This is a genomic window from Marinobacter sp. UBA3607 (genome assembly GCF_002375525.1).
In the GTDB taxonomy this organism is placed as follows: domain Bacteria; phylum Pseudomonadota; class Gammaproteobacteria; order Pseudomonadales; family Oleiphilaceae; genus Marinobacter; species Marinobacter vinifirmus.
The window spans coordinates 12,367-33,878 of the sequence record NZ_DFLY01000017.1; the positions used below are offsets into that span (position 1 = coordinate 12,367).

The 21,512-nt window shown below is 60.5% G+C and carries 23 protein-coding genes; 14 read left to right on the top strand and 9 right to left on the bottom strand.

The genetic code is table 11. The annotated features are described in order from the left end of the window. Both B2589_RS06270 and B2589_RS06275 read right to left on the bottom strand, forming a co-directional pair. Window positions 1-173 (bottom strand): alpha/beta hydrolase-fold protein (locus B2589_RS06270; RefSeq protein ID WP_286816074.1); only part of this gene is annotated, 173 nt, incomplete at its 3' end. A gap of 29 nt (window positions 174-202) precedes the next feature. Then, window positions 203-634: a CBS domain-containing protein gene (locus B2589_RS06275; protein ID WP_022990545.1), complete on the bottom strand. Its 432-nt coding sequence runs from the start codon at window positions 632-634 to the stop codon at window positions 203-205. A gap of 198 nt (window positions 635-832) precedes the next feature. Here B2589_RS06275 and B2589_RS06280 point away from each other — a divergent pair, with 198 nt between their 5' ends. Together B2589_RS06280 and B2589_RS06285 are read left to right on the top strand one after the other, a co-directional pair. Continuing rightward, complete coding sequence (locus B2589_RS06280) at window positions 833-2,194, top strand: alanine/glycine:cation symporter family protein (protein ID WP_058342285.1); 1,362 nt, start codon at window positions 833-835, stop codon at window positions 2,192-2,194. A gap of 149 nt (window positions 2,195-2,343) precedes the next feature. Further along, a complete protein-coding gene (locus B2589_RS06285) occupies window positions 2,344-2,997 on the top strand; it encodes a peroxiredoxin (RefSeq protein ID WP_058342284.1) in 654 nt (217 codons plus the stop codon). A 66-nt stretch (window positions 2,998-3,063) separates the two neighbouring features. Here the strand turns inward: B2589_RS06285 and B2589_RS06290 are convergent, their stop codons facing one another. The 6 genes from B2589_RS06290 to B2589_RS06315 all read right to left on the bottom strand — a co-directional run bounded on the left by B2589_RS06290 (window position 3,064) and on the right by B2589_RS06315 (window position 8,592). After that, window positions 3,064-3,483: a hypothetical protein gene (locus B2589_RS06290; protein WP_286815967.1), complete on the bottom strand. Its 420-nt coding sequence runs from the start codon at window positions 3,481-3,483 to the stop codon at window positions 3,064-3,066. A gap of 70 nt (window positions 3,484-3,553) precedes the next feature. Continuing rightward, window positions 3,554-4,336 (bottom strand): MetQ/NlpA family ABC transporter substrate-binding protein, encoded by a 783-nt coding sequence (locus tag B2589_RS06295; RefSeq protein WP_286815968.1) that lies wholly within the window; start codon window positions 4,334-4,336, stop codon window positions 3,554-3,556. Between the two features lie 199 nt (window positions 4,337-4,535). Next, the gene (locus B2589_RS06300; RefSeq protein ID WP_036220240.1) at window positions 4,536-5,213 is read right to left on the bottom strand and encodes a methionine ABC transporter permease; all 678 of its coding nucleotides are present in this window, start codon (window positions 5,211-5,213) and stop codon (window positions 4,536-4,538) included. Then, on the bottom strand, window positions 5,213-6,220 hold the full coding sequence (locus tag B2589_RS06305) for a methionine ABC transporter ATP-binding protein (RefSeq protein WP_022990539.1): 1,008 nt from the start codon (window positions 6,218-6,220) through the stop codon (window positions 5,213-5,215). Before B2589_RS06305 ends, B2589_RS06300 begins: the two co-directional genes overlap by 1 nt. A 107-nt stretch (window positions 6,221-6,327) precedes the next feature. Beyond that, window positions 6,328-6,960, bottom strand: coding sequence for a hypothetical protein (locus tag B2589_RS06310; RefSeq protein WP_232902403.1), 633 nt, complete (start codon window positions 6,958-6,960; stop codon window positions 6,328-6,330). Between the two features lie 144 nt (window positions 6,961-7,104). Next, a complete protein-coding gene (locus B2589_RS06315; protein WP_286815970.1) occupies window positions 7,105-8,592 on the bottom strand; it encodes an amidase in 1,488 nt (495 codons plus the stop codon). Window positions 8,593-8,689: 97 nt separating this feature from the next. On the opposite strand from B2589_RS06315, the gene B2589_RS06320 reads away from it, so the two are divergent. The 11 genes from B2589_RS06320 (at window position 8,690) to B2589_RS06370 (ending at window position 16,984) form a co-directional block, all read left to right on the top strand. After that, window positions 8,690-9,454, top strand: coding sequence for a sulfite exporter TauE/SafE family protein (locus tag B2589_RS06320; protein ID WP_286815971.1), 765 nt, complete (start codon window positions 8,690-8,692; stop codon window positions 9,452-9,454). Window positions 9,455-9,575: 121 nt separating this feature from the next. Beyond that, window positions 9,576-10,361, top strand: a complete 786-nt coding sequence (locus B2589_RS06325) for a MotA/TolQ/ExbB proton channel family protein (protein WP_286815972.1) — start codon at window positions 9,576-9,578, stop codon at window positions 10,359-10,361. Continuing rightward, a complete protein-coding gene (locus tag B2589_RS06330) occupies window positions 10,348-10,743 on the top strand; it encodes an ExbD/TolR family protein (protein ID WP_286815973.1) in 396 nt (131 codons plus the stop codon). The genes B2589_RS06325 and B2589_RS06330 overlap by 14 nt, the downstream gene beginning before the upstream one ends. After that, window positions 10,740-11,150, top strand: a complete 411-nt coding sequence (locus tag B2589_RS06335) for an ExbD/TolR family protein (protein ID WP_094624400.1) — start codon at window positions 10,740-10,742, stop codon at window positions 11,148-11,150. The genes B2589_RS06330 and B2589_RS06335 overlap by 4 nt, the downstream gene beginning before the upstream one ends. Beyond that, on the top strand, window positions 11,147-11,908 hold the full coding sequence (locus B2589_RS06340; RefSeq protein ID WP_286815974.1) for an energy transducer TonB: 762 nt from the start codon (window positions 11,147-11,149) through the stop codon (window positions 11,906-11,908). The genes B2589_RS06335 and B2589_RS06340 overlap by 4 nt, the downstream gene beginning before the upstream one ends. Window positions 11,909-12,204: 296 nt before the next feature. Next, the gene (locus tag B2589_RS06345; protein WP_199457754.1) at window positions 12,205-13,053 is read left to right on the top strand and encodes a formate/nitrite transporter family protein; all 849 of its coding nucleotides are present in this window, start codon (window positions 12,205-12,207) and stop codon (window positions 13,051-13,053) included. Between the two features lie 55 nt (window positions 13,054-13,108). Then, a complete protein-coding gene (locus tag B2589_RS06350) occupies window positions 13,109-14,848 on the top strand; it encodes a bifunctional protein-serine/threonine kinase/phosphatase (protein WP_286815976.1) in 1,740 nt (579 codons plus the stop codon). A 206-nt stretch (window positions 14,849-15,054) separates the two neighbouring features. Beyond that, window positions 15,055-15,573, top strand: coding sequence for an Hcp family type VI secretion system effector (locus B2589_RS06355; RefSeq protein WP_058342275.1), 519 nt, complete (start codon window positions 15,055-15,057; stop codon window positions 15,571-15,573). A gap of 116 nt (window positions 15,574-15,689) precedes the next feature. Further along, window positions 15,690-15,878, top strand: coding sequence for a type II toxin-antitoxin system HicA family toxin (locus tag B2589_RS06360; protein ID WP_058342274.1), 189 nt, complete (start codon window positions 15,690-15,692; stop codon window positions 15,876-15,878). Window positions 15,879-15,880: 2 nt separating this feature from the next. Further along, window positions 15,881-16,273 carry a type II toxin-antitoxin system HicB family antitoxin gene (locus B2589_RS06365; protein WP_094624551.1) on the top strand — a complete coding sequence of 131 codons (393 nt, stop codon included), beginning with the start codon at window positions 15,881-15,883 and terminating at the stop codon, window positions 16,271-16,273. 48 nt (window positions 16,274-16,321) lie between these two features. Further along, entirely contained in the window at window positions 16,322-16,984 is a 663-nt protein-coding gene (locus B2589_RS06370; protein WP_286815977.1) for a hypothetical protein, read from the top strand. Window position 16,985: 1 nt separating this feature from the next. Here the strand turns inward: B2589_RS06370 and B2589_RS06375 are convergent, their stop codons facing one another. After that, window positions 16,986-19,661: a nitrate reductase gene (locus tag B2589_RS06375; RefSeq protein ID WP_286815978.1), complete on the bottom strand. Its 2,676-nt coding sequence runs from the start codon at window positions 19,659-19,661 to the stop codon at window positions 16,986-16,988. A gap of 475 nt (window positions 19,662-20,136) precedes the next feature. Here B2589_RS06375 and B2589_RS06380 point away from each other — a divergent pair, with 475 nt between their 5' ends. Then, on the top strand, window positions 20,137-21,501 hold the full coding sequence (locus B2589_RS06380; RefSeq protein ID WP_199457751.1) for a CmpA/NrtA family ABC transporter substrate-binding protein: 1,365 nt from the start codon (window positions 20,137-20,139) through the stop codon (window positions 21,499-21,501). Window positions 21,502-21,512 lie beyond the last annotated feature (11 nt).

Sequence of the window (21,512 nt, forward strand, 5' to 3'; positions counted from 1 at the left end):
GTGCAGGTCAGCCCCGAGAGCCAGTACAACACCGGTACCGGCTTGCCATTGGCGCCCAGTGCCGCCGGGGGCAGGAAAACCGCGAATTCCATCGCGCACTGCAGCGTGGCCGAGGTATGGCGATAGCGGCGGTGTTCGCCGTCAAAACAGACGTTGGTCGATAACAGTTCCATAGCAGTCCTGATTCTGTTGAATGGGTGCCTCAGTCCTCGGCACTGGCAAAGCGGGATTTCTCCATCGTATAGCCTGCCTTTGCCAGCTGGGACAGGATGGCTGTACGGGTAACAATACCCACCAGTTTCCCATGATCAACCACCGGATACACTTTCGGTTTACCGGCACCCAGGTTCTGGGCCAGGTCTACCACCGACATATCCGGGGATACCGTCAGCGGGTTATGGAACATCACGTCGTCTACCATGGGCTCGCCTTCGCCATGGTAGTTACTCACCAGCAGTGCATGAATGCAGTCCTGCTCCGATACAAAGCCCAGCACATGGCGCTGGTCGTCCACTACCGGCAGCCCGGAAACGTGGTTCTCAAGCAGCGCCTTCACCACCCGTGGCAGCGGTGTGCCACAGCGGATGGGTTCAATATGGTTCCACATCACTTCGGAAATCTTCAGTGAGCGCATCAACTGCTCCCCTCGGTGTCAGATTCAACTGGCCGGAAAGCGATTCCGGTTACCCTAAACATAGGCAATTCGCCCGCAAATAGGAAACCACGGCAGTAAAAACGGTTTACATGAAAAAATAGTCGACTAAACTCAATGAGTTATGCCTGAACAAGGCCAAAAAACATAATAAATCCGTGGCAAAAACCGGGAGTCTCCATGGAAGCCATTTCAAATTTTGTTAATGATATCAACGGGCTGGTTTGGGGCCCGCCCATGCTGGTCATGATTCTGGGCGTCGGCCTGTTCCTGAGCATCGGCCTGAAACTGATGCCGATCATGAAACTCGGCGCCGGCTTCCGGCTGATGTGGAGCGGCCGGGCCCGGGGCGATGACGACGACGGTGACATTCCGCCGTTCCAGGCCCTGATGACGGCGCTGTCTGCCACCGTGGGCACCGGCAACATTGCCGGCGTGGCCACGGCGGTCTTCCTCGGCGGCCCTGGTGCGCTGTTCTGGATGTGGCTGACCGCCCTGGTGGGCATGGCCACCAAGTATTCCGAAGCCGTACTGGCGGTTCGCTTCCGGGAGGTCGACGAGCGCGGCAATCACGTGGGTGGCCCCATGTACTACATCCGTAACGGCCTGGGCAGCAAGTGGGCCTGGCTGGGTGTCTTGTTTGCCGTCTTTGCCTCGATCGCAGCCTTCGGCATCGGCAATACCGTACAGGCCAACTCGGTGGCTGATGTACTGGCAACCAACTTCAACCTGCCGCACTGGGTAACCGGCGTTATCCTGATGGTACTGGTGGGCATGGTGCTGATTGGCGGTATCAAACGCATCGGCCAGGTTGCCAGTGCGCTGGTGCCGTTCATGGCGGTGTCCTACGTGCTGATCGGCCTGATTGTCCTGGCCATCAACGCCAACGCGATTCCGGACGCCATCAGCATGGTCTTCAGCTATGCCTTCAGCCCTGCCGCAGCCGAGGGTGGCTTTGCCGGTGCCGCGGTGTGGGCGGCCATCCGCTTCGGTGTGGCCCGGGGCATTTTCTCCAACGAAGCCGGCCTGGGTTCCGCTCCCATTGCCCATGCTGCGGCCCAGACCAAAAACCCGGTCAAGCAGGGCATGGTGGCCATGCTGGGCACCTTCATCGATACCATCATCGTGTGCAGCATCACCGGCCTGGTGATTATCACCTCCGGCGCCTGGACCTCCGGTGAAACCGGTGCAGCGCTTACCTCACTGGCCTTTGAAACCGGCCTGCCGGGCTTCGGTAACTATGTGGTCGCCATCGCACTGGCCATCTTCGCCTTCACCACCATCATCGGCTGGTCGTTCTACGGCGAGCGCAGCATCGAGTTCCTGTTCGGGGTGAAAGCCATTGTGCCGTACCGGGTGCTGTGGATCATTGCGATTCCGGTGGGCGCCACGGTGAACCTGGGCTTTATCTGGCTGGTCGCAGATACCCTGAACGCCATGATGGCGCTGCCTAACCTGATCGCCCTGTTGCTGCTCAGCCCGGTGGTGTTCAGGCTGACACGGGAATATTTCGAGAAGCAAAAGGCTGCCGGTTACCGTTAACCGCCAGGGATTGTCATAAGGATGTGACCAAAGTGTTGGATGATCCGGGTCAACTACCCCTTGTTATCCGGATCATCCGGTACCAGAGTTACTGGTAGACACTGGCAAAGTGGCCGTACAAAAACCGTGCAAAGGAAAGGAGACTGACTATGACCTTGCGTCTTGGAGATACCGCACCGGATTTCGAACAGGAATCCAGCGAAGGCACCATCCGGTTCTACGACTGGCTCGGGGACAGCTGGGGCGTGCTGTTCTCTCACCCGGCGGACTTCACACCGGTTTGCACCACCGAACTTGGCCTGACCGCCAAGCTGAAGGACGAGTTCGGCAAGCGTAACGTCAAGGCAATCGCCCTGAGTGTCGACCCGGTGGACTCCCACAAGGAGTGGATCAAGGACATCAACGAAACCCAGGGTTGCAGCGTTAACTTCCCGATCATTGCCGACCACGACAGCAAAGTGGCCAAGCTGTACGACATGATCCACCCCAACGCTGACAGCACCCTGACTGTTCGCTCGCTGTTCGTGATCGACCCGAACAAGAAGGTGCGCCTGATCATCACCTATCCGGCTTCTACCGGTCGTAACTTCAACGAAGTGCTGCGGGTGATCGACTCGTTGCAGCTGACTGACGAACACAAGGTGGCCACCCCGGGCAACTGGGAAAAAGGTGGCGATGTGGTGATTGTGCCGTCCCTGCAGGACGAAGAGGAAATCAAGAAACGATTCCCGAAAGGCTACAAGGCCGTTAAGTCCTACCTGCGGATGACACCAGACCCGTCCTCCAACTGGAGCGGCGACTGAGCCTCCGGCTCTGTAAAGCAGTCACGAAAAGGGCAGGTTGAACACCTGCCCTTTTCTGTTTCCGGCTTACCAGCTGGCCGCCACCCGGGTGCCGTCCGGTGAAATGGCCATGTGGTCAGAGCGGTAGCCTTCCACCTGGAAGCGCCAGGCAATCTTGCCGGTAGCCGTTTCAATGGCCACCACATCGGCAAAGCTGGGGCGGGAGACAATCAGCAGCCGGCCGTCCTGGGTGCTGTACATGTCGTCCACGTACTGGTCATGGCCTTCGCCGATCAGGTAGCGAACTGCCTTGAAAAATACCAGCCGCACCGGGTTGAACAGGATTTCGGTCATACGCCGGCGCTTGTCGGGAATACCGTTGATGCGCCCGATATTCTGGTAGGTGTCGGCGTCGATCACATCGATCATGCCTTCCCAGTTGTTACCAACAAAGATCACATCGCGGGTGTCTTTGGCCTGGGCGGTCGTCGCGGTGACGGTCAGCACGCAGGACAGCAAATAAAAAAGGACAGGTCTCAGCCTGTCCTTTTGATTTCAGTCGGTTACCCGGTTGGTATCAGAACGCCGGGACTACCGCACCTTCATACTTCTCCATGATGAAGTCTTTTACCGCATCGGACTTCAGGGCGTTGGCCAGCTTCTGCATGGCTTCGCTGTCCTTGTTGTCCGGACGGGCAACCAGGATATTCACATACGGAGACTCGGCACCTTCAATCACCAGGGCATCTTCAGACGGGTTCAGGCCTGCTTCCAGCGCGTAGTTGGTGTTGATCAGGGCAACGTCTACCTGGTTCAGGATACGCGGCAGCGTGGCGGCTTCCAGTTCCTTGAAGTCCAGGTCTTTGGGGTTGTCGGCAATGTCACGCGGGGTGGCAGTGATCTTGCTCTCGTCTTCCAGGGTGATCAGACCGGCTTTCTGCAGCAGCAACAGGGCACGACCGCCGTTGGTGGGATCGTTGGGGATAGCCACAACAGCGCCGTCTTTCAGCTCGTCCAGGGACTTGATCTTGCTGGAGTAGGCGCCAAACGGCTCAACGTGGACACCGGTGACAGTCACCAGGTCTGTGCCGCGGCCGGCGTTGAACTCATCCAGGTACGGCTGGTGCTGGAAGAAGTTGGCGTCCATACGCTTCTGGTCGACCTGGATGTTCGGCTGTACGTAGTCGGTGAAGACTTTCACGTCCAGCTCAACGCCTTGTTCAGCCAGTGCCGGCTTCACAAATTCCAGCAGTTCCGCATGGGGAACGGGCGTAGCAGCTACCGACAGCTTTTCAGCGAAGGCGGCTGAGGAGAAGGTTGCTACGGCAGCGATGGCTACCAGGGTTTTCTTGAAGTTCATTTTTGCGTTCTCCTGTGGAGCATCGTGTTTAACTTTGGTTTACGGCACGCTGCTGGGAGGCTCCTTCCGAAAAACGCCCGTGAATACGTCCCTGTAGGGCTTCGTCGCGCCGTCCATGGCGCTCCAGACTTTCGGAAGGAGCCTCCCAGCAGCCTGCCTATACCGGGCTTGGCATGGCTTTCCCGGCTCAATCACAGTCTTACTTTCTGCTGAAATACAGCACCAGACGATCACCCGCCATCTGCAACAGCTGTACGAAGATTACCAGCAAGGCCACGGTAATCACCATCACGTCGGTCTGGAAGCGCTGGTAACCGAATCGGATGGCCAGGTCGCCCAGGCCGCCGCCACCGATAACGCCGGACATAGCCGCGTAGGACACCAGCGTGATGGCAGTAACCGTAATACCCGCGATAATGCCGGGAAGCGCTTCCGGCAGCAAGGCACCGAAGATGATCTGCCTTACGTTTGCACCCATGGCCTGGGTGGCTTCGATGATGCCGCGGTCGACTTCCCGCAGGGAAGTTTCCACCAAACGGGCGAAGAAGGGTGCGCCACCGGCCACCAGCGGCGGGATGGCCCCGGCTACGCCCAGGGAGGTGCCGATCAGCATGACGGTGAACGGGATCATCACGATCAGCAGGATGATAAAGGGTACCGAGCGCAGTACGTTGACTACAAACGACAGCACCGCGTAGGCCACCGGTTGTTCCAGCAGCTGGCGTTTGCCGAACAGGAACAGCAGTACGCCGACGGGCAGGCCGATCAGGACGCTGAACAGCAACGACATACCGACCATCACCAGGGTGTCCCAGCTGGCCCAGCCGATTTCGGCCCAGTCTACGTTGCCCATCAGGGTTTCCATTAAAGCTTCCATCAGCGCACCACCTCCACGTGAACGTCGGCGGCTTCCAGCGCCTGCATGGCAATGTCGAGATCACCGCCCACCAGTGACAGGGTCAGCTGGCCGTAGGGGGTGTCTTTAATGTGGTCGATCCGGCCGGACAGGATGCTGAAATCCACACCGGATTCCCGGGCCACGCTGCCCAGCAGCGGCTTGTAGGTGGATTCGCCCTTGAAGGTCAGTCGCAGGATGCGGCCGTTGGCTTTTTGCAGGTCTTCCTGCAGTTCGTCGCGGTCTACGTTCTCGCTTTCGAACACGAAATCCCGGGTGGTGGGGTGCTGCGGGTGCAGGAACACGTCGCTCACCGGGCCCATTTCCACAACACGGCCGGCGTCCATCACGGCTACCCGGTCGCACACCCGGCGCACCACGTCCATTTCGTGGGTGATGAGCACGATGGTCAGGCCCAGTTCCTTGTTGATGTCGCCGAGCAGTTTCAGTACCGACTGGGTGGTTTGCGGGTCCAGGGCGCTGGTGGCTTCGTCACACAGCAGGATGGTCGGGCGGCAGGCCAGGGCCCGGGCGATGCCCACGCGCTGTTTCTGGCCGCCGGACAACTGGGACGGGTATTTGTTGGCATGTTCGCTCAGGCTGACCCGGGCCAGCAGTTCTTCCACCCGTTCCCGGATCTCGGTTTTCGAGTAGATACCCGCCAGCTTCATGGGGAAGGCGATGTTATCGGCCACGGTTTTGGACGACAACAGGTTGAAGTGCTGGAAGATCATGCCCACTTTGCGGCGGAAAGCCCTGAGCTCGGCGGCGCTGTAGCGGGTGATGTCTTCGTTATCGATCAGGATGCGGCCGCCGGTCGCTGGCTCGAGCATATTGATCAGGCGGACAAGGGTCGACTTGCCCGCACCGGAATGGCCGACGATGCCGAATACTTCGCCGGTTTCTATGGTCATACTGGTGGCATGCAGCGCGGGGATCGCCCGGCCGGCCACCTGATACGACTTCTGTACCTGGTCAAATACAATCACGGTCAGTGCCCTGGTTCAGTGCCTTGAGGGTGCAGGATAAAACCGGCGATTATAGCCTATTCGCTGATCAAACCCGAATCACTGCCGTGTGTACTTGCCCTTATCCGTCAATGCAGGGCGCGCATCTGCCGGGGGTAGAGCGCGGCACTCACTTCCGGCTCTTCCAGCAGGTTTGCCAGCTCCTGGTCGATATCGGTTTGCTCGCCTTCGTCCGGCAGCGGCTCGAACAGGGTACTGAGCCAGGCCGCCACGGAGGGCGCGTTATCCCGTTCGTAGTCGGTGGACAGCGCCTTGATCCGGCGGAAGCCGATGATGCGCTGGTGCCGCGGGTCGCGGATTTGTTCGAAGCCACGCCAGTAAATCCTGTCGCGGGTGTGCAGCTGTACGAACAGGGTGTCGATGGGGCCTTTGTCGTCGTCTGCATTCCCGTCATCGGCTTCTGAAGCCTGCACGTCGGACTTTTCAGACTCTTCGGGTTCTTCGCTTTCAGCCGGCTTGCGGCGGATGGTGGTCCAGGCCGGGTAAAGCACAGCCACCGCGTCGGCTTCTACATGCTCACGGGCGGCACGCAGAATCAAGCCCCAGCGGGCCTTGTCGGCATCGGTTTCCAGGGAGTTGATGGGCAGGTCGTAGCTCTCATCGCTGGAGAGAACAATTGCCATCATCGGGGCATCCAGCTCCCCCATGGCTTCGGCCTGTGCTACGGATACCAGATCGTCGATTGCCATCGATTGGTTCATAAGATGCTCGCCTCCTCGATGCCATCAGGGTGGTCAGGGAGCGGAGTCCCTGCCCTACAGCATAGCCTGTTCCACATGGAAAGATAAACGTGGAGTTTGTTGGCCCGGATCACAACCCCTGACCAACAAATCCGCACAGTTTCTTCAGAATGCCGATTCCAGGCGCTCGTAGTTGGCAAACCAGGGGTTGGCTTCCTCCAGCTGGGCGGCCAGTTGCAGCAAGCCGCCTTCGCCGCCGTGGGCCGCACCGAACTGAACGCCCACCGGCAGCCCGTCGCGGGTCCAGTGCATGGGCACCGACATTGCCGGGGTTCCGGTCAGGTTGGCCAGCTGGGTGAAGGGGGTGCGGGCCAGGCTTTCCAGGGCCATCTGGTCTACCTGTCCTGAACGGTGTACCAGTTTGCCGGCTTTCAGGCCCAGCATCAGCCGGGCGACCAGCTTCAGGTGCGCCGGGGTATCCATCTGGCCAATCTGTGCCGGCAACTGGCCGGTCGTGGGGCTCAGATACAGGTCAAAGCGGTCGAAGAACGCCCCCAGGGCCCGGGCAAAGTCATTCCACTGCTGGCGCCGCCGAACGTAGTCCGGCAGCGGCATGGTGCGGCCGAGCATTCCCAGCAGGCGGGTTTCCAGTTCAAAGTCTTTATCCGTGGCACCGAAGCGTTCCCGGGCGCTGTCCATCAGGGCCGAGACTTCCCCGAAATACAGGGACAGGTAGCACCGGGCCAGGGCCATGCCGTCAAAGTCCGGACGGGCGTATTCCACCTCATGCCCTAGCCCCTCCAGCATTCTCGCGGTTTCTTCCACCGCCGCCACGCATTCCGGGGCCACGTCGGTGTCGTAGGGTGAGGAGGTGAACACACCGATTTTCAGCTTGCCGGGGGATTGCTGCATCTGTTCGAGAAACGACGATTCGGGCGCAGGAATGCGGAACGGGTCACCGCTGGCGGGGCCGGACAGCACATCCAGCATGGCCGCGCTGTCTCGCACGGTGCGGGACACCACGTGATCGGTGGAGGCGCCTGTCCAGGCCTCACCCATGTGCGGGCCCACCGAGATGCGGCCCCGGGACGGTTTCAGGCCGAACAGGCCGTTGTAGGCCGCCGGAATACGGATGGAACCCCCGCCATCATTAGCTCCGGCCATGGGCACAATGCCAGCCGCCACCGCAGCACCGGAACCACCGCTGGAACCGCCGGGGGTAAGGTCGGTGTTCCAGGGATTGCGGCTGGGGCCCCAAAGCTCGGATTCCGTCACCGCCTTCAGGCCGAATTCCGGCGTGGCCGTGCGCCCCAGAAACACCAGCCCGGCGTTGCGGGCACGGCGCACGAATTCCGAATCCCGGGTCGGTACATTGGTGCTCAGGGCCCGGCTGCCATAGCTGCAGGGATGGCCGGCCTGCTCCTGGGCCAGGTCTTTCAGCAGTATCGGTACGCCGGCAAAGGGCCCGTCCTCAGGAAAACCCTGTTCCAGGGCTTCGGTGAACTGCGGATGACATATCGCGTTGAGTTTGCCATTCACCCGGTTGGCCCGGTCGATGGCCGCTTCGGCCACTTCCCGGGCGCTGACGTCGCCCCGGCGAATCAGGTCAGCCAGTGCGGTGGCATCAAAGCTCAGATATTCAGACTGTTTCATCGGCAACCCTGCTTGTTGTTTTGTGGTGCAATCCGGCTGGACATTTGGGGTGTAATCCGGAAACTCCGGAGCTTACGACAATCGTTAGGTGAGTGCCATGGATCTGCTGTTCCCGGAGGCCCTGAGCACGGGCGTGGGATTATTCCTGCTGGCGGCCTCCGCCGTTACCTCCATGCTGACTGCCTTGCTGGGCGCCGGTGGTGGTGTATTGCTGCTGGTGCTGATGGCCACCTGGATTCCGCCAGCGGCGATTATTCCTGTCCACGGCATGATCCAGCTGGGCTCTAACACCGGCAGGGCTGTACTGACCTTTCGCCATATAGACTGGCGGGTGATTCTCGCCTTTGCGCCGGGTGTTGTGGCGGGGGCGGCCCTGGGTGCCTGGTTACTGGTCAACCTTCCCGCTCACCTCTGGCAGCTGACCATTGCCGGCTTCGTGCTGTATCTGTGCTGGGGCCCGAAACTGCCCAAGGCCTCTTTCGGGCCGGCCGGTATTTTCCTGGCCTCGGCCATCACCAGTTTTATCAGCCTGTTTGTGGGTGCCACCGGTCCTTTGGTAGCCGCATTCATCAAGCAGATTCACACCGACCGTTTCAAAACCGTATCCACCTTTGCCGCCGCCATGACCCTGCAGCATGCGCCCAAAGCCCTGGTGTTCGGCTTTGCCGGCTTTGTGTTCTCGGAATGGCTACTGTTCATTGTCGCCATGATTGCCTGCGGCTTTGCCGGCACCTGGCTGGGGCTGCGCCTGCTGAACACCATGACCAACCGCTGGTTCAGCCTGGCGTTCAACGTGGTGCTGACCCTGTTGGCACTGCGGCTGTTATGGCAGGCGGCGCAGTCAGCCGGCTGGTTCGGCTGACACACCTCCGCACTGTTTCGAAAAGCAGCCAGCCCGTTGCAACACATTCGCATTCCCACTTGCAATTCCAGTGATAATAGTTATTATTTAGTTCTGTTTTCATTTTTCCGAGTGTTGCTTCATGGAACCCTTCAGCGCCGTAGCCGAGCCCCTTACCGAACTCAGTCCGTTAAACCAGCTGGTCGACATGGGCGGCCCGATCATGGTTGTGCTGATTGCCCTGGCGGTGATCGGTACCGTTACCTTTGTCTACCTGATGCTGTACGGCAGCTTCTACGCCCCACGATACACCCGCAAGCTGCGCACCCTGGTAGACCAGTGGCAATCTGCCCCGTCGGACACCCGCCCGGAACAGGTGCGCCAGCAAGCAGGCTTTTTCGGGCGCGGCAACCCGCTGATGCACCTGCTGGTGAATACCATGAACGCCTGCCAGACCAACCCCAACACCCCGGCCGTGCGCGAGACCGCCGTGCGGGATGCCCAGGGTGCACTGGAACCCTTTGAAGCACCGCTGAAAATCATCGAAGTGATTGCCGCCCTGGCTCCACTGCTGGGCCTGCTGGGCACCGTCATGGGTATGATGGAAGCCTTCAGCGCCATGGCCGCCACCGAAGGCCGGGCCAACGCCAGCCAGCTCAGTGGCGGTATCTACGAAGCCCTGATGACCACCGCTGCGGGTCTGATTGTCGCCATTCCCTTTGCCGCCCTGGCCGCCTGGATCGAATTCCGCCTGCGCCGCATCCATAAAACCATCAACAGCGCACTGGTCAGCGTGTTCAATGTGGTGCCCTCTGGCGAGGCCGCCGGCGCGCCGCAGGCTGTCCCAGCGGATGAATCCTTAAAAGCCGCTGACACCCGTAATTATTCCGGCAACGATAGCCCGCGCTTCGCCCATGCAGCTGGTTGAACCCCGGCCCAACCGGCCACTACCGATCCGGATTACGCCACTGATTGATGTGGTGTTTATTCTGCTGGTGTTTTTCATGCTGACCACCCGGTTGCTGCCCGTGGACTACCTGGAGCTGGGCAATAACACCGAAAGCCGCAGCAGCGTAACCGGCGAGCCCCTGCCTGAACTGCAGGTAAGCGCCAGCGGTCAGGTAATGTGGCAGGACAACCGCTACAGCCTCGGGGAATTGCTGGAAGCACTGAAGGCAGCCGGCATCCGGGAAGCCAATCTGGGCACCACCGCCGATACCCGCCTGGCAGATTTCACCCGCACCCTGAGCGCCCTGGACAACGCTGGCGTGGAAGCGCACTGGAATCGCCAAAGCACCAACGACCTATGACAGAACTGGTTCCTCCTCCATCAACCTCCGGAAAAGGCCTGCTGGACCGGGTTGAAGACGCCCTGCTGCCGCTGATCAACCTGGTGTTCCTGCTGCTGATCTTCTTTATCGTGGCCGGCCAGCTGACCAACGAGCCCCTGCCCGAGCTGCCCGGTGCAGCCCGACAGCAACAGGAACGTGCCCCCGAAGCCGACCTGATGGTCGCGGCTGATGGCCAGTGGAAAGTACAGGGCAAGGTGCTGGGCGAAGAACAGCTGCTGGCCGCCCTGCCGCAACCCGATGACAACAATCCCCTGAGAATTGCCGCAGACCAGTCGCTTACCATGTCCGACCTGGAAGCGCTGCTGTCCGTCCTGGAGCAGGGCGGCTACACCGAGGTTCTGCTGCTGACGGAGCCCGGGCAATGATGCCGGAACACAAGGGCTCCAAGTTGTTGTTTCTGGTGCTGGCCATAGCCGCTGCCGGCTTCGGGCTGACGCTGGCGGCACCGGACAAACCCATACCCCTGGCTACCCTGGGCGACAGCGCTGTGAACACCGCACCGGCTATCAAGATCAGCCTGGCTGGCCGGAAAACACCTGCGCCGGTGGAAACACCCGCGGCTCTCCCTGCCAAGCCAGAGCCCGCGCCGAAACCGAAACCCGAGCCCAAGCCAAAGCCCAAACCCGACCCCAAGCCCGAACCGGCTCCGAAACCCGAACCTCGGCCAGAACCTGAACCCGAGCCAACACCGGAGCCTGCTTCGGAACCGGCACCCACGCCGGCAGAGCCTGCCCCTGCGGCGGATGTTTCAGAAGCGACTGAGACATCCGGGGAAGAGGGCGATGCCTCGGAAAGCCAGGATGCGGTACCCCTGCAGACCGCCGGCAACTCCGCCGACGTGAACAGCTATCTGAGCAAACTCAGCCGCCACCTGGCCCGCTACTACGACTACCCGCGCCGGGCGCGCCGGCTGGGCCAACAGGGCACACCGGTGATCGTGTTCGAGTTCACCCGCGACGGCAAGCTTCTCGAGCACTCACTTCGGGACAGCTCAGGCCACCGCCTGCTGGACGATGCCGCCCTGCAAATGCTGGAACAAGCCGCGCCACTGCCTGCCGTGCCGCCGGAAATGCGGGGCCGAACCTTTGCCTATGCCCTGCCGGTTCGGTTCAGTTTGCGCTGAAAATGCACCAGCGCCTCGCAGGCTGCACTGCATCAGTGCTGCTGACCGCGCCAGGACTAGCCGGCTAACCATGCGCACACACTCGCCTTGCTATTGAAATCACTGCTTTTTCTTTAGAACTTCCGAAGCTGGCACGAACCCTGCTGAGACTCCTTCAGCAGACCAGCACTCTGCCACACCGAAAATGAACGACTTCAGACGACGGCGTCTGCTCACCTTCGCTCTCAGCGCGAATCGTGAGCGGCGCCTTTTTTTTGGCGCCGGCAACCGCGTCAGAAAACCAGGAGGAATCCGTTATGTCCTACATTCTGCCTTCCGAGTTCGTCACCAAGATGGTCGACGCCGGAGAATCGAAAATCTATATGGCCACCCGGGATGTCCTGATCCGGGCCTTCATGGCCGGTGCCATCCTGGCCCTGGCCGCCGTCTTTGCCATCACCGTCACCGTCCAGACCGGCAGCCCCCTGGCCGGAGCCATGCTGTTCCCGGTCGGCTTCTGCATGCTCTACCTGATGGGCTTCGACCTGCTCACCGGCGTGTTCATGCTCACGCCGCTGGCGCTTCTGGACCGGCGCCCGGGCGTGGATACCCGGGGCATTCTGCGCAACTGGGGCTGGGTGTTCCTGGGTAACTTCGGCGGTGCCCTCACCGTGGCCGCCATCATGGCCTTCGTCTTCACCTACGGCTTCAACACCGAGCCCGGTGTGGTAGGCGAAAAAATCGCCTCCATTGGCAAAGCCCGCACCCTGGGTTACGCCGAACACGGCGTAGCGGGCTGGTTTACCATCTTTCTGCGGGGCGTGCTGTGTAACTGGATGGTGTCGATGGGCGTGGTCGGTGCGATGATCTCCACCACGGTGCAGGGCAAGGTACTGGCCATGTGGATGCCGATCATGCTGTTCTTCTACATGGGCTTCGAGCATTCCATTGTGAACATGTTCCTGTTCCCGTTTGCCCTGCTGATGGGCGGCGAGTTCGGCATCATGGACTACTTCATCTGGAATGAAATTCCCACCGTGCTGGGCAACCTGGTGGGCGGCTTGTCCTTCACCGGCCTGACCCTCTATGCCACCCATATACGCACTGCGCCCAAGCGCACGCTGGCAGCGGACTACCGCGCACCAGCCAGCACCCGCAGCGCCTGATCACGGCTGAAGCCCCCGGTGCCGCACACACCGGGGGCTTCACTGGTTCATATCCATGTCCAGCACCCAACAGCTCACGATAGAAGCCGGGCAGTTCAGCAGCGCCGGCCGGAAACCCGTCAACCAGGACTTCCACGGCCTGCTGGTACCCGACAATCATCAGCGCCACAGCAAAGGCATTACGGCGGTGATCGCCGACGGCATCAGCTCCAGCAATGTCAGCCAGGAGGCCAGTGAAGCGGCGGTGGCAGGCTTCCTGAGCGACTACTACTCGACCCCCGAGAGCTGGTCGGTGAAACAGTCGGCCGAACGGGTAGTTCGGGCCACCAATGCCTGGCTGCACGCCCAGACCCGGCAAAGCCGTTATCGCTACGACCAGGACCGGGGCTACGTCTGCACCTTCAGTGCCCTGGTGCTGAAATCCGCAACGGCGCACCTGTTTCATGTAGGAGACGCCCGGATTTACCGGCTTCAGGGCAACACCCTGGAACAATTCACGACCGACCACCGGGTCTGGCTTTCGGCCGAGGAAAGCTGCCTGAACCGGGCCCTAGGGCTGAGCCCGCAACTGGACATCGAATATCGCAGTGTCGCCCTGCACCGGAACGACGTATTTCTGATGATGACCGATGGTGTATACGAACAACTGTCTGCAGGGGATATCACCAGATGCCTTGCAGACTGCGGGGACAATCTGGATCACGCTGCCCGGGCATTGGCGAACCTGGCACTGGAGCGGGGAAGTGAGGATAACCTGACCGTTCAGGTACTGCGCGTACTCCAGTTACCCTCTCGGACACAGGACGTCAGCGCCCAGGAGACCTATCGCGAACTGCCCTTCGCGCCCGAGCCCGCACCCGGACAGGTGCTGGACGGGTACCGGATCATCCGGGCCCTGCACATCAGTAGCCGAAGCCACGTTTACCTGGCCGTGGATGAAAGTTCCGGGAAGCAAGTCGCAATCAAGTTTCCCGCCATGGAGTTACGACAGTACCCGGACGAACTGGAGCGATTTGCCACCGAACGCTGGATTGCCCAGCGCGTGCAGAGCCCCCATGTGGTCGCCATCTTTGCCCCGGAGCGCCCGCAAAGTTGCCTGTACCTGGCCACTGACTATGTGGAAGGCTGTACCTTGCGGCAATGGATGCTTGACCACCCTCAGCCAGACCTGGAAACCGTGCGACAACTGGCCGAGCAGATTATCCGGGGACTCAGGGCCTTTCACCGGCTGGAAATGGTGCATCAGGACCTGAAACCGGAAAATGTCCTGATCACACCCGATGGCCAGGCCATGCTGGTCGATTTCGGAGCTACCCGGGTCGCCGGTCTTGAAGAAGCCGGCAAACCTGCCACCGACTATCCGGTTGGCGCAGCCCTCTACTCGGCCCCGGAACTGTTTCTCGGCGAGCCGGGCACCTGGCAGTCGGACCAGTACGCCCTTGGCGTGATTGTCTATCAGCTGTTGACCGGGCACCTGCCCTACCACACCGATGTACCCCGAATCCGCACTCGCAAACAACTGCGGGCCCTGACATACCGGCCAGCCAGGGCCTGGCGCGAAGACCTGCCACCGTGGCTGGACGCCACCCTGGCCCGGGCCACCCACCCGGAACCCCATCGTCGCTACCCGGCGTTATCGGAACTGCTCTATGAACTCCGACACCCCGGGCAGGACTGGCGCGCCCGACACCATCCTCCTCTCATGGAACGGCACCCGGTACGTTTCTGGCAAGGCGTCTCAGCCCTGCTTCTGCTGGCGCTATTAACTTCCCTGGCCGGAGGCTCCTGGATCTGAGCTCCGGGCCATTTCTTGCCCGGCCAGCAAAAGCTCGCCCGTACGCCAGGCAACGCGTTGCCCGAAGGCACTCAGGAAACGCCAGAAAAACACATAACCATATGTTTTATATAATAATTAAAAAACTGGCACGGGGATTGTTATCAGTTATGCCGTCCAGGGAACAACCTTGGGACACTCACTCACACATTGTCATGGAGCAGACTATGCCAACTCCTTGTTATATCAGCATCGAAGGTAAAACTCAGGGCAACATCACCGCCGGCGCATTCACTTCCGATTCTGTAGGCAACATCTACGTTGAAGGTCACGAAGACGAAGTGCTGGTTCAGGAATTCAGCCACGTTGTCACCGTTCCGACTGACCCCCAGTCCGGTCAGCCTTCCGGCCAGCGCGTGCACAAGCCGTTCAAGTTCACTTCCGCCCTGAACAAATCCACCCCGCTGATGTACAACGCCCTGGCTTCCGGCGAAATGCTGCCGAAAGTAGAGCTCAAGTGGTACCGAACTTCCGTAGAAGGCAAGCAGGAGCACTTCTTCTCCACCATCCTGGAAGATGCCACCATCATCGACATCGACTGCAACATGCCCCACTGCCAGGACGCCGCCAACGCTGACTTCACCCAGCTGGTAACCGTTTCCCTGTCCTACCGCAAGGTAACCTGGGAGCATGCCGTTGCCGGTACCTCCGGTGCAGACGACTGGCGCTCGCCAATCGAAGCCTGATTTTTCAGGTTCGATCCTCGGAAAACGGCTGGCCTTCGGGCCGGCCGTTTTTGTTTCCGGGCTTCATTGTCAGGAACAAACCATTGTGTAAACATACACAATAAGGATCTTATCTTGTGAAAAGTGCTGACCTGATTAAACGACTCAAAGCCGAAGGCTGGGTCAAAGTCGGTGGCAAGGGAGATCACGAAAAGTACAAACATCCGGACAAACCGGGTCATGTTGTGGTTCCGCACCCCCGAAAAGATATTCCCATCGGCACCCTGAGAAGCATTTATCGTCAGGCCGGCTGGGACTGGAGGTAAACGTGCTTTATCCCGTATACGTACACAAGGGCGACGACGAGCACGCCCACGGCGCAGAAATTCCGGACTTCCCCGGCTGTTTTTCCGCTGCCGACCAATGGCAGGAGTTGCCGGGAAAAATCCAGGAGGCCATTGAGCTTTACTGCGAAGACGAAGACATGGAGCTTCCCTCGCCGTCCTCCCTGGACGACCTGATGAATAACCGTGACTATCAGGGTGGTCTCTGGATGATGGTGGATATAGACGTTAACCGCTTGAAAACCCGATCTGTCCGCCTTAACGTCAGCCTTCCGGAAGGCCTGTTGCGTCGCATTGACGAGGAGGCCCGGAGCAGACATATGAGCCGGTCAGCCTTTTTGGCAATGACGGCTCGCAAAGAACTGGAAGCCCGTTAACTCGTGACATCTTCACTCCCCGAATTTACAAAGACACTCGGCACTCTCATGTGCCAGGCCACCCGGGACATTCTATGGGCGCCGGCTGCAAGCTGGGTTCGAAAACAGAACCAGTGTGCAGGACTGGTGCTGCGCGTAGGCTCCGGGCAAGCCACTTACCACCGTTATGATCCCCGCAAGAAGCAACACTTGATCACCTACGGGGCCAGGATGATTGCCGCCAAGCATCAACCGGAAACCGCCCAGGGCTGGTTATCCACCCGGGAAATCCGGAGCCGCGGCTATTTTGAGGGGGAAGTGAGTGTGCTGAACCTGCTGGCGCACACCTGCTGCCATGAGTTCGCCCATTTGCTGCAGCACAGCGCCGGGCAACGGCATTACGGCTCGGTGCATAACCGGCATTTCTATGAAGCGCTGGATGAGTTGCACCACAGCGGTGCCGCAAACGCCACCCGGCTATACCTTGCGGAACAGGCCAGCGGCTGCGGGATCGAGCTATCCGCCGGGCCCTTTGAGTTTCCGAGTCCCGCTGCAGAGCATCGGCACTGGCAGGTGGGGGATTCAGTGGTATTCGACGACGGCAGACGCGAAATTCAAGGCCAGGTGGTGCGCGTTAACCGCAAGACTTGCACCGTGACTGTCAGCCAGCATGCCCGGATCCTTCGTTACCGGGTGCCGCTGTCGCTGCTTCGGCGGGCTGCTGCGGCCTGACTCAGGCGGGTTCCCGGGCCCCAGTGCGAGCAAGCAGGTCCTGTATCTCCGGAAGGCAGGAGCCACAGTTGGTACCACACTTCAGGTGCTCGCCCAGTGCCTCCGGGCTGGCCATGCCCTGCTCAATGGCTTGGGCAATCTGGTGCTCACCCACGCCAAAACAGCTGCAGATAATCGGCCCCGCCGCCTCGCCTTCCACCGTCTCTGCTGCCAGTAACGACCGGCGTTGTTCCGGCCCCAGCTCACCGCTGCCGAAGCAACTGTCCAGCCAGTCCAGATCCGGCATGGCCTGAGCACAGGGTTCAACCAGTAACACGGCATCCAGGCGATCGCCGCTGAGCCAGGCGGCTCGGTAACGCTGCCTGGCGCGGTCCTCCATCACCATTTCCGGTTCCCGGGAAAAACCCCCTTGCCCCCAGTCATCCCAGTTCATGTCATGGCCACCGGCGAACCACCAGCTGTGACTGTGGGGCAAGCGCTGGCGGCTCCAGTAGACAAGGGCAGTGGTGTCCAATGAAACATCGCTGGCGTCATTCAACATCAGCCTCGCCTGCCAGCAAGTCACCAGGGGCCGGATTGTCGCCACCCCGTGCTTGCCTTCTGGCTGGCCGGAGATGGGGTCCACAACCGGCCGGATCAGGCTGGAGGCCAGGGCAGCAGAGGCAAACCGGCCATTCCAGTGAATGGGCACAAACACTTCACCGGTACGCTGCCCGGTGCTGGCCCGCACCCGACCAACGTAACCGGCACCGCCCTGCCCACGCAGCAACGCCAGCGCGCCTTCCGTCAGGCCAAAGTTGGCAATATCCGCCGGGTGCAGCTCAATAAAGGGCTCGCTGCGATGGGCAAGCAGTCTGGGGGCCACGGCCGTTCGGGTCATGGTGTGCCATTGGTCCCGGATTCGCCCGGTATTCACCACCAGTGGATACCGGGGGCTCGGTTGCTGCCCGGGCGGCAAACTGGACACAGGCACCAACCGGGCCCGGCCATCCGGCGTAGGGAACCTGCCGTGCGAAAACAGCCGGCGGGTTTGCATCCAGGCTCCTGGATTACCATCCGTAACCGGCCACTGCACCGGCGCCAGTTCGTCGTACTCCTTGTCACTGAGCTGAGACAACGCCGAAATATTGAACACACGCTCGCCCCCGTTTCCATAACCGGACAACGCAGCATGTTCACGAAAAATATCGGCCGGGGAACGGTAGTCGAAGGCTTGGGCATGGCCAAGGGCCCAGGCAACATCCCGCATAATCTGCCAATCCGGCCGAACCTTCTCCGGCAGGGTTAGAAACCGCCGTTGGCGCGAAATGCGACGCTCCGAATTGGTCACCGTTCCATCTTTCTCGCCCCAGCCGGCAGCCGGCAAGAGGATATCGGCAAACTGCGTGGTATCGGTCTGAGCCACACAGTCCGAAACGATCAACGTCTGGCAACGGGACAGTGCCTGGTGAATCCGGTCAGTGTCCGGCAGGCTGACTGCGGGGTTGGTTCCCATTACCCAGAGCACACGGATCTCACCCCGGTGAACCGCCTCGAACAACTCCACGGCTTTATGGCCAGGCCCCTTGGCCATCTGCTCGCTGTGCCAGAAATCCGAGACCCGGAGCATGGCGCCCGGGGTGTCATAATCCATATGGGCTGCCAGGGTATTGGCGAGCCCGCCGACCTCACGACCACCCATGGCATTGGGCTGCCCGGTTAACGAAAACGGGCTCGCACCCGGTAGGCCCACCCGCCCGGTAGCCAGATGGCAGTTAATGATGGCATTGGCTTTGTCGGTACCGGCGACCGACTGATTAATACCCTGGGAAAAAGCGGTCACAGTGCGCCCGGTGTCTGCAAACCACTCATAGAAGCACCGTACATCTTCTGCTGCCAGATCGCAGCCGCTGGCCACCGCTTGCACAGAAGGGGCACAGGACCGGGCGATCGCCAGGGTTTCCTCGAAACCGTTACAGTGCTTTGCAATATAGTCATCCGCCAGCGCTTCATGATCCTGCAGCCAGACCAGCAAGCCGTTGAACAACAGGGTGTCTGTTCCGGGGCGAAGCTGAAGGTGCAGGTCCGCCAGGTCGGTCGTTGCTGTCTTTCTGGGATCGATGACCACCACTCTCCGTCCCTGACGACCTGCCGCACTCATCCGCTGGTACAGCACCGGGTGGGCCCAGGCGGCGTTGCTGCCCGCAAGCACCAGCAAGTCCGCCAGCTCAAGATCCTCGTAGCAGCCCGGGACACAGTCCTCGCCAAAGGCACGCTTGTGGGCCGCAACGGCCGAGGACATGCACAGTCTGGAATTGGTATCCACATGCGGAGTGCCGATAAAGCCCTTGGCCAGCTTGTTGGCAACGTAATAATCCTCCGTGAGCAACTGCCCGGAGAGATAGAAAGCCACCGACTCCGGACCATGCTCCCGCACCGATTCAGAAATGGCCCCGGCTATCCGGTCAATGGCCTCAGCCCACGTCACCTCACGCCCCCCGACCTTTGGCTCCAACAACCGGTTCGGATCCTCCAGCGTCTCGTGCAAGGCAGAGCCCTTGACGCAAAGCCGGCCGCCATTAGCCGGATGCAGGCGATCGCCCCCGACATAGCCGGAGGTGGCCAGCACACCGCAGCCAACACCACAGTAGGGGCAGGTGGTGGCAATAGAGTCCGTTGGAGTGTCGTGGTGTTTCATGCTGTTCCTCGCTTTTAACCAAAAAAACCCGCCTCCCGGGTTCTGTTTCCAGAGCCGGGGGCGGGCTTCGTTGCCTGAGTTGTCTGTCTTTAAAGAAAGCAATTAGGAGGCCAGTGCACGCTTTGATGCCTGTAAGGGCCTTGAATGCCGCATGGTGCGCAGGTTGAAGCCAGGCTGCACCGTTAAAAAGATCCCGTGGAAAGCCTCTCGATTGGTGTTCACCTTGGTGCAATTGTCCATTTTCTGCACCAAAACCACCCCGGCACAGAACCGGGCGCCCCTGCCTGAACGACCAGAGATCCCGCAACCTACTGAAATACATGAATAGTTCCAAATGGCACGGCTTGTGCTGAGTAATTAGTGAACCATCACGACATCACAGCTCTCATTTACAGGCATCGGCGCCTGCTCTCCGGCAACGGAGGCAGGCGCTTTTTTTTGCGCGTCTGGAATGAAAGAACCGAGAGGCATCCCGATGAAGACAGTGAACCATTATGTTCGACCTTTACTGACCGCCACCCTGATCGGTCTGAGTTCCCTGGCCCAGGCCGAGATTGGCCCGGCGGAGAAACCCGACCTGAAGCTTGGCTTCATCAAGCTCACGGATATGGCCCCGCTGGCGGTTGCCTGGGAACAGGGCTACTTCATGGACGAGGGCCTGTTCGTGGAGCTCGAAGCCCAGGCGAACTGGAAGGTGTTGCTGGACCGGGTGATCACTGGCGAACTGGACGGTGCGCATATGCTGGCCGGCCAGCCGCTGGGCGCCTCCATAGGCTATGGCACCCAAGCCGACATCATCACCGCCTTCAGCATGGACCTCAACGGCAACGGCATTACCGTGTCCAACGATGTCTGGGAAGCGATGAAACCGAACCTGGAGATGGAAGGCGAGCGTCTGGCCCACCCGATTTCAGCCAGCGCCCTTAAGCCCGTGGTGGAGCAGACCCGTGCCAATGGCGAGCGCTTCCGCATGGGCATGGTGTTTCCGGTGTCCACCCACAATTACGAACTGCGTTACTGGCTGGCCGCCGGTGGCCTGAATCCCGGCTTCTACGCGCCCCAGCGCGGTGACACCAGCGGCACCCTCGAGGCCGACGTGCACCTTTCCGTAACGCCACCGCCGCAAATGCCGGCCACCATGGAAGCGGGCACCATCCAGGGCTACTGCGTGGGTGAACCCTGGAACCAGCAGGCGGTGTTCAAGGGCATCGGTGTGCCGGTGATTACTGACTACGAAATCTGGCCCAACAACCCGGAAAAGGTATTCGGGGTGACCGAATCCTGGGCGGAGCAATACCCCAACACCCACCTGCGTTTACTGCGGGCGCTGATCCGCGCCGCTTACTGGCTGGACGAAAACCAGAACGCCAACCGGGAAGCCGCCGTGGACATTCTGGCGCGTCCCAGCTACGTGGGGGCCGACAGGGAAGTCATTGCCAACTCCATGACCGGCACCTTCGAGTATGAAAAGGGCGATGTCCGGGAAGTACCGGATTTCAACGTCTTCTTCCGCTACCACGCCACCTACCCCTATCCGTCTGATGCGATCTGGTACCTGAGCCAGATGCGTCGCTGGGGACAGATTCCCGAGGCGAAATCCGACGACTGGTACATGAAGACCGCAGCCCGGGTGTACCGGGGCGATCTTTACGCCGAAGCCGCCCAGTCACTGATCGAGGACGGCCTGATGACCGCCAGTGACTTCCCGGACTTTGCCCAGGAGAACTTTGAACGTCCAATGCAGGGTGAGCTGATTGACGGTGTACCGTTCACTCCGCGCCAACCCAACGCCTACATCGATCGTTTCAGTATCGGCCTGAAAGGGTCAGAGACACCGTGAGGGAGGGCTAA

Bases quoted from the DNA above. Each gene is read 5' to 3' on its own strand.
- B2589_RS06330 (WP_286815973.1), top strand. From the start codon at position 10,348: ATGCAGCTGGTTGAACCCCGGCCCAACCGGCCACTACCGATCCGGATT.
- B2589_RS06345 (WP_199457754.1), top strand. From the start codon at position 12,205: ATGTCCTACATTCTGCCTTCCGAGTTCGTCACCAAGATGGTCGACGCC.
- B2589_RS06275 (WP_022990545.1), bottom strand. From the start codon at position 634: ATGCGCTCACTGAAGATTTCCGAAGTGATGTGGAACCATATTGAACCC.
- B2589_RS06350 (WP_286815976.1), top strand. From the start codon at position 13,109: ATGTCCAGCACCCAACAGCTCACGATAGAAGCCGGGCAGTTCAGCAGC.
- B2589_RS06375 (WP_286815978.1), bottom strand. From the start codon at position 19,661: ATGAAACACCACGACACTCCAACGGACTCTATTGCCACCACCTGCCCC.
- B2589_RS06380 (WP_199457751.1), top strand. From the start codon at position 20,137: ATGAAGACAGTGAACCATTATGTTCGACCTTTACTGACCGCCACCCTG.
- B2589_RS06295 (WP_286815968.1), bottom strand. From the start codon at position 4,336: ATGAACTTCAAGAAAACCCTGGTAGCCATCGCTGCCGTAGCAACCTTC.
- B2589_RS06370 (WP_286815977.1), top strand. From the start codon at position 16,322: ATGTGCCAGGCCACCCGGGACATTCTATGGGCGCCGGCTGCAAGCTGG.
- B2589_RS06285 (WP_058342284.1), top strand. From the start codon at position 2,344: ATGACCTTGCGTCTTGGAGATACCGCACCGGATTTCGAACAGGAATCC.
- B2589_RS06310 (WP_232902403.1), bottom strand. From the start codon at position 6,960: ATGAACCAATCGATGGCAATCGACGATCTGGTATCCGTAGCACAGGCC.
- B2589_RS06340 (WP_286815974.1), top strand. From the start codon at position 11,147: ATGATGCCGGAACACAAGGGCTCCAAGTTGTTGTTTCTGGTGCTGGCC.
- B2589_RS06325 (WP_286815972.1), top strand. From the start codon at position 9,576: ATGGAACCCTTCAGCGCCGTAGCCGAGCCCCTTACCGAACTCAGTCCG.
- B2589_RS06320 (WP_286815971.1), top strand. From the start codon at position 8,690: ATGGATCTGCTGTTCCCGGAGGCCCTGAGCACGGGCGTGGGATTATTC.
- B2589_RS06355 (WP_058342275.1), top strand. From the start codon at position 15,055: ATGCCAACTCCTTGTTATATCAGCATCGAAGGTAAAACTCAGGGCAAC.
- B2589_RS06315 (WP_286815970.1), bottom strand. From the start codon at position 8,592: ATGAAACAGTCTGAATATCTGAGCTTTGATGCCACCGCACTGGCTGAC.
- B2589_RS06300 (WP_036220240.1), bottom strand. From the start codon at position 5,213: ATGGAAGCTTTAATGGAAACCCTGATGGGCAACGTAGACTGGGCCGAA.
- B2589_RS06335 (WP_094624400.1), top strand. From the start codon at position 10,740: ATGACAGAACTGGTTCCTCCTCCATCAACCTCCGGAAAAGGCCTGCTG.
- B2589_RS06280 (WP_058342285.1), top strand. From the start codon at position 833: ATGGAAGCCATTTCAAATTTTGTTAATGATATCAACGGGCTGGTTTGG.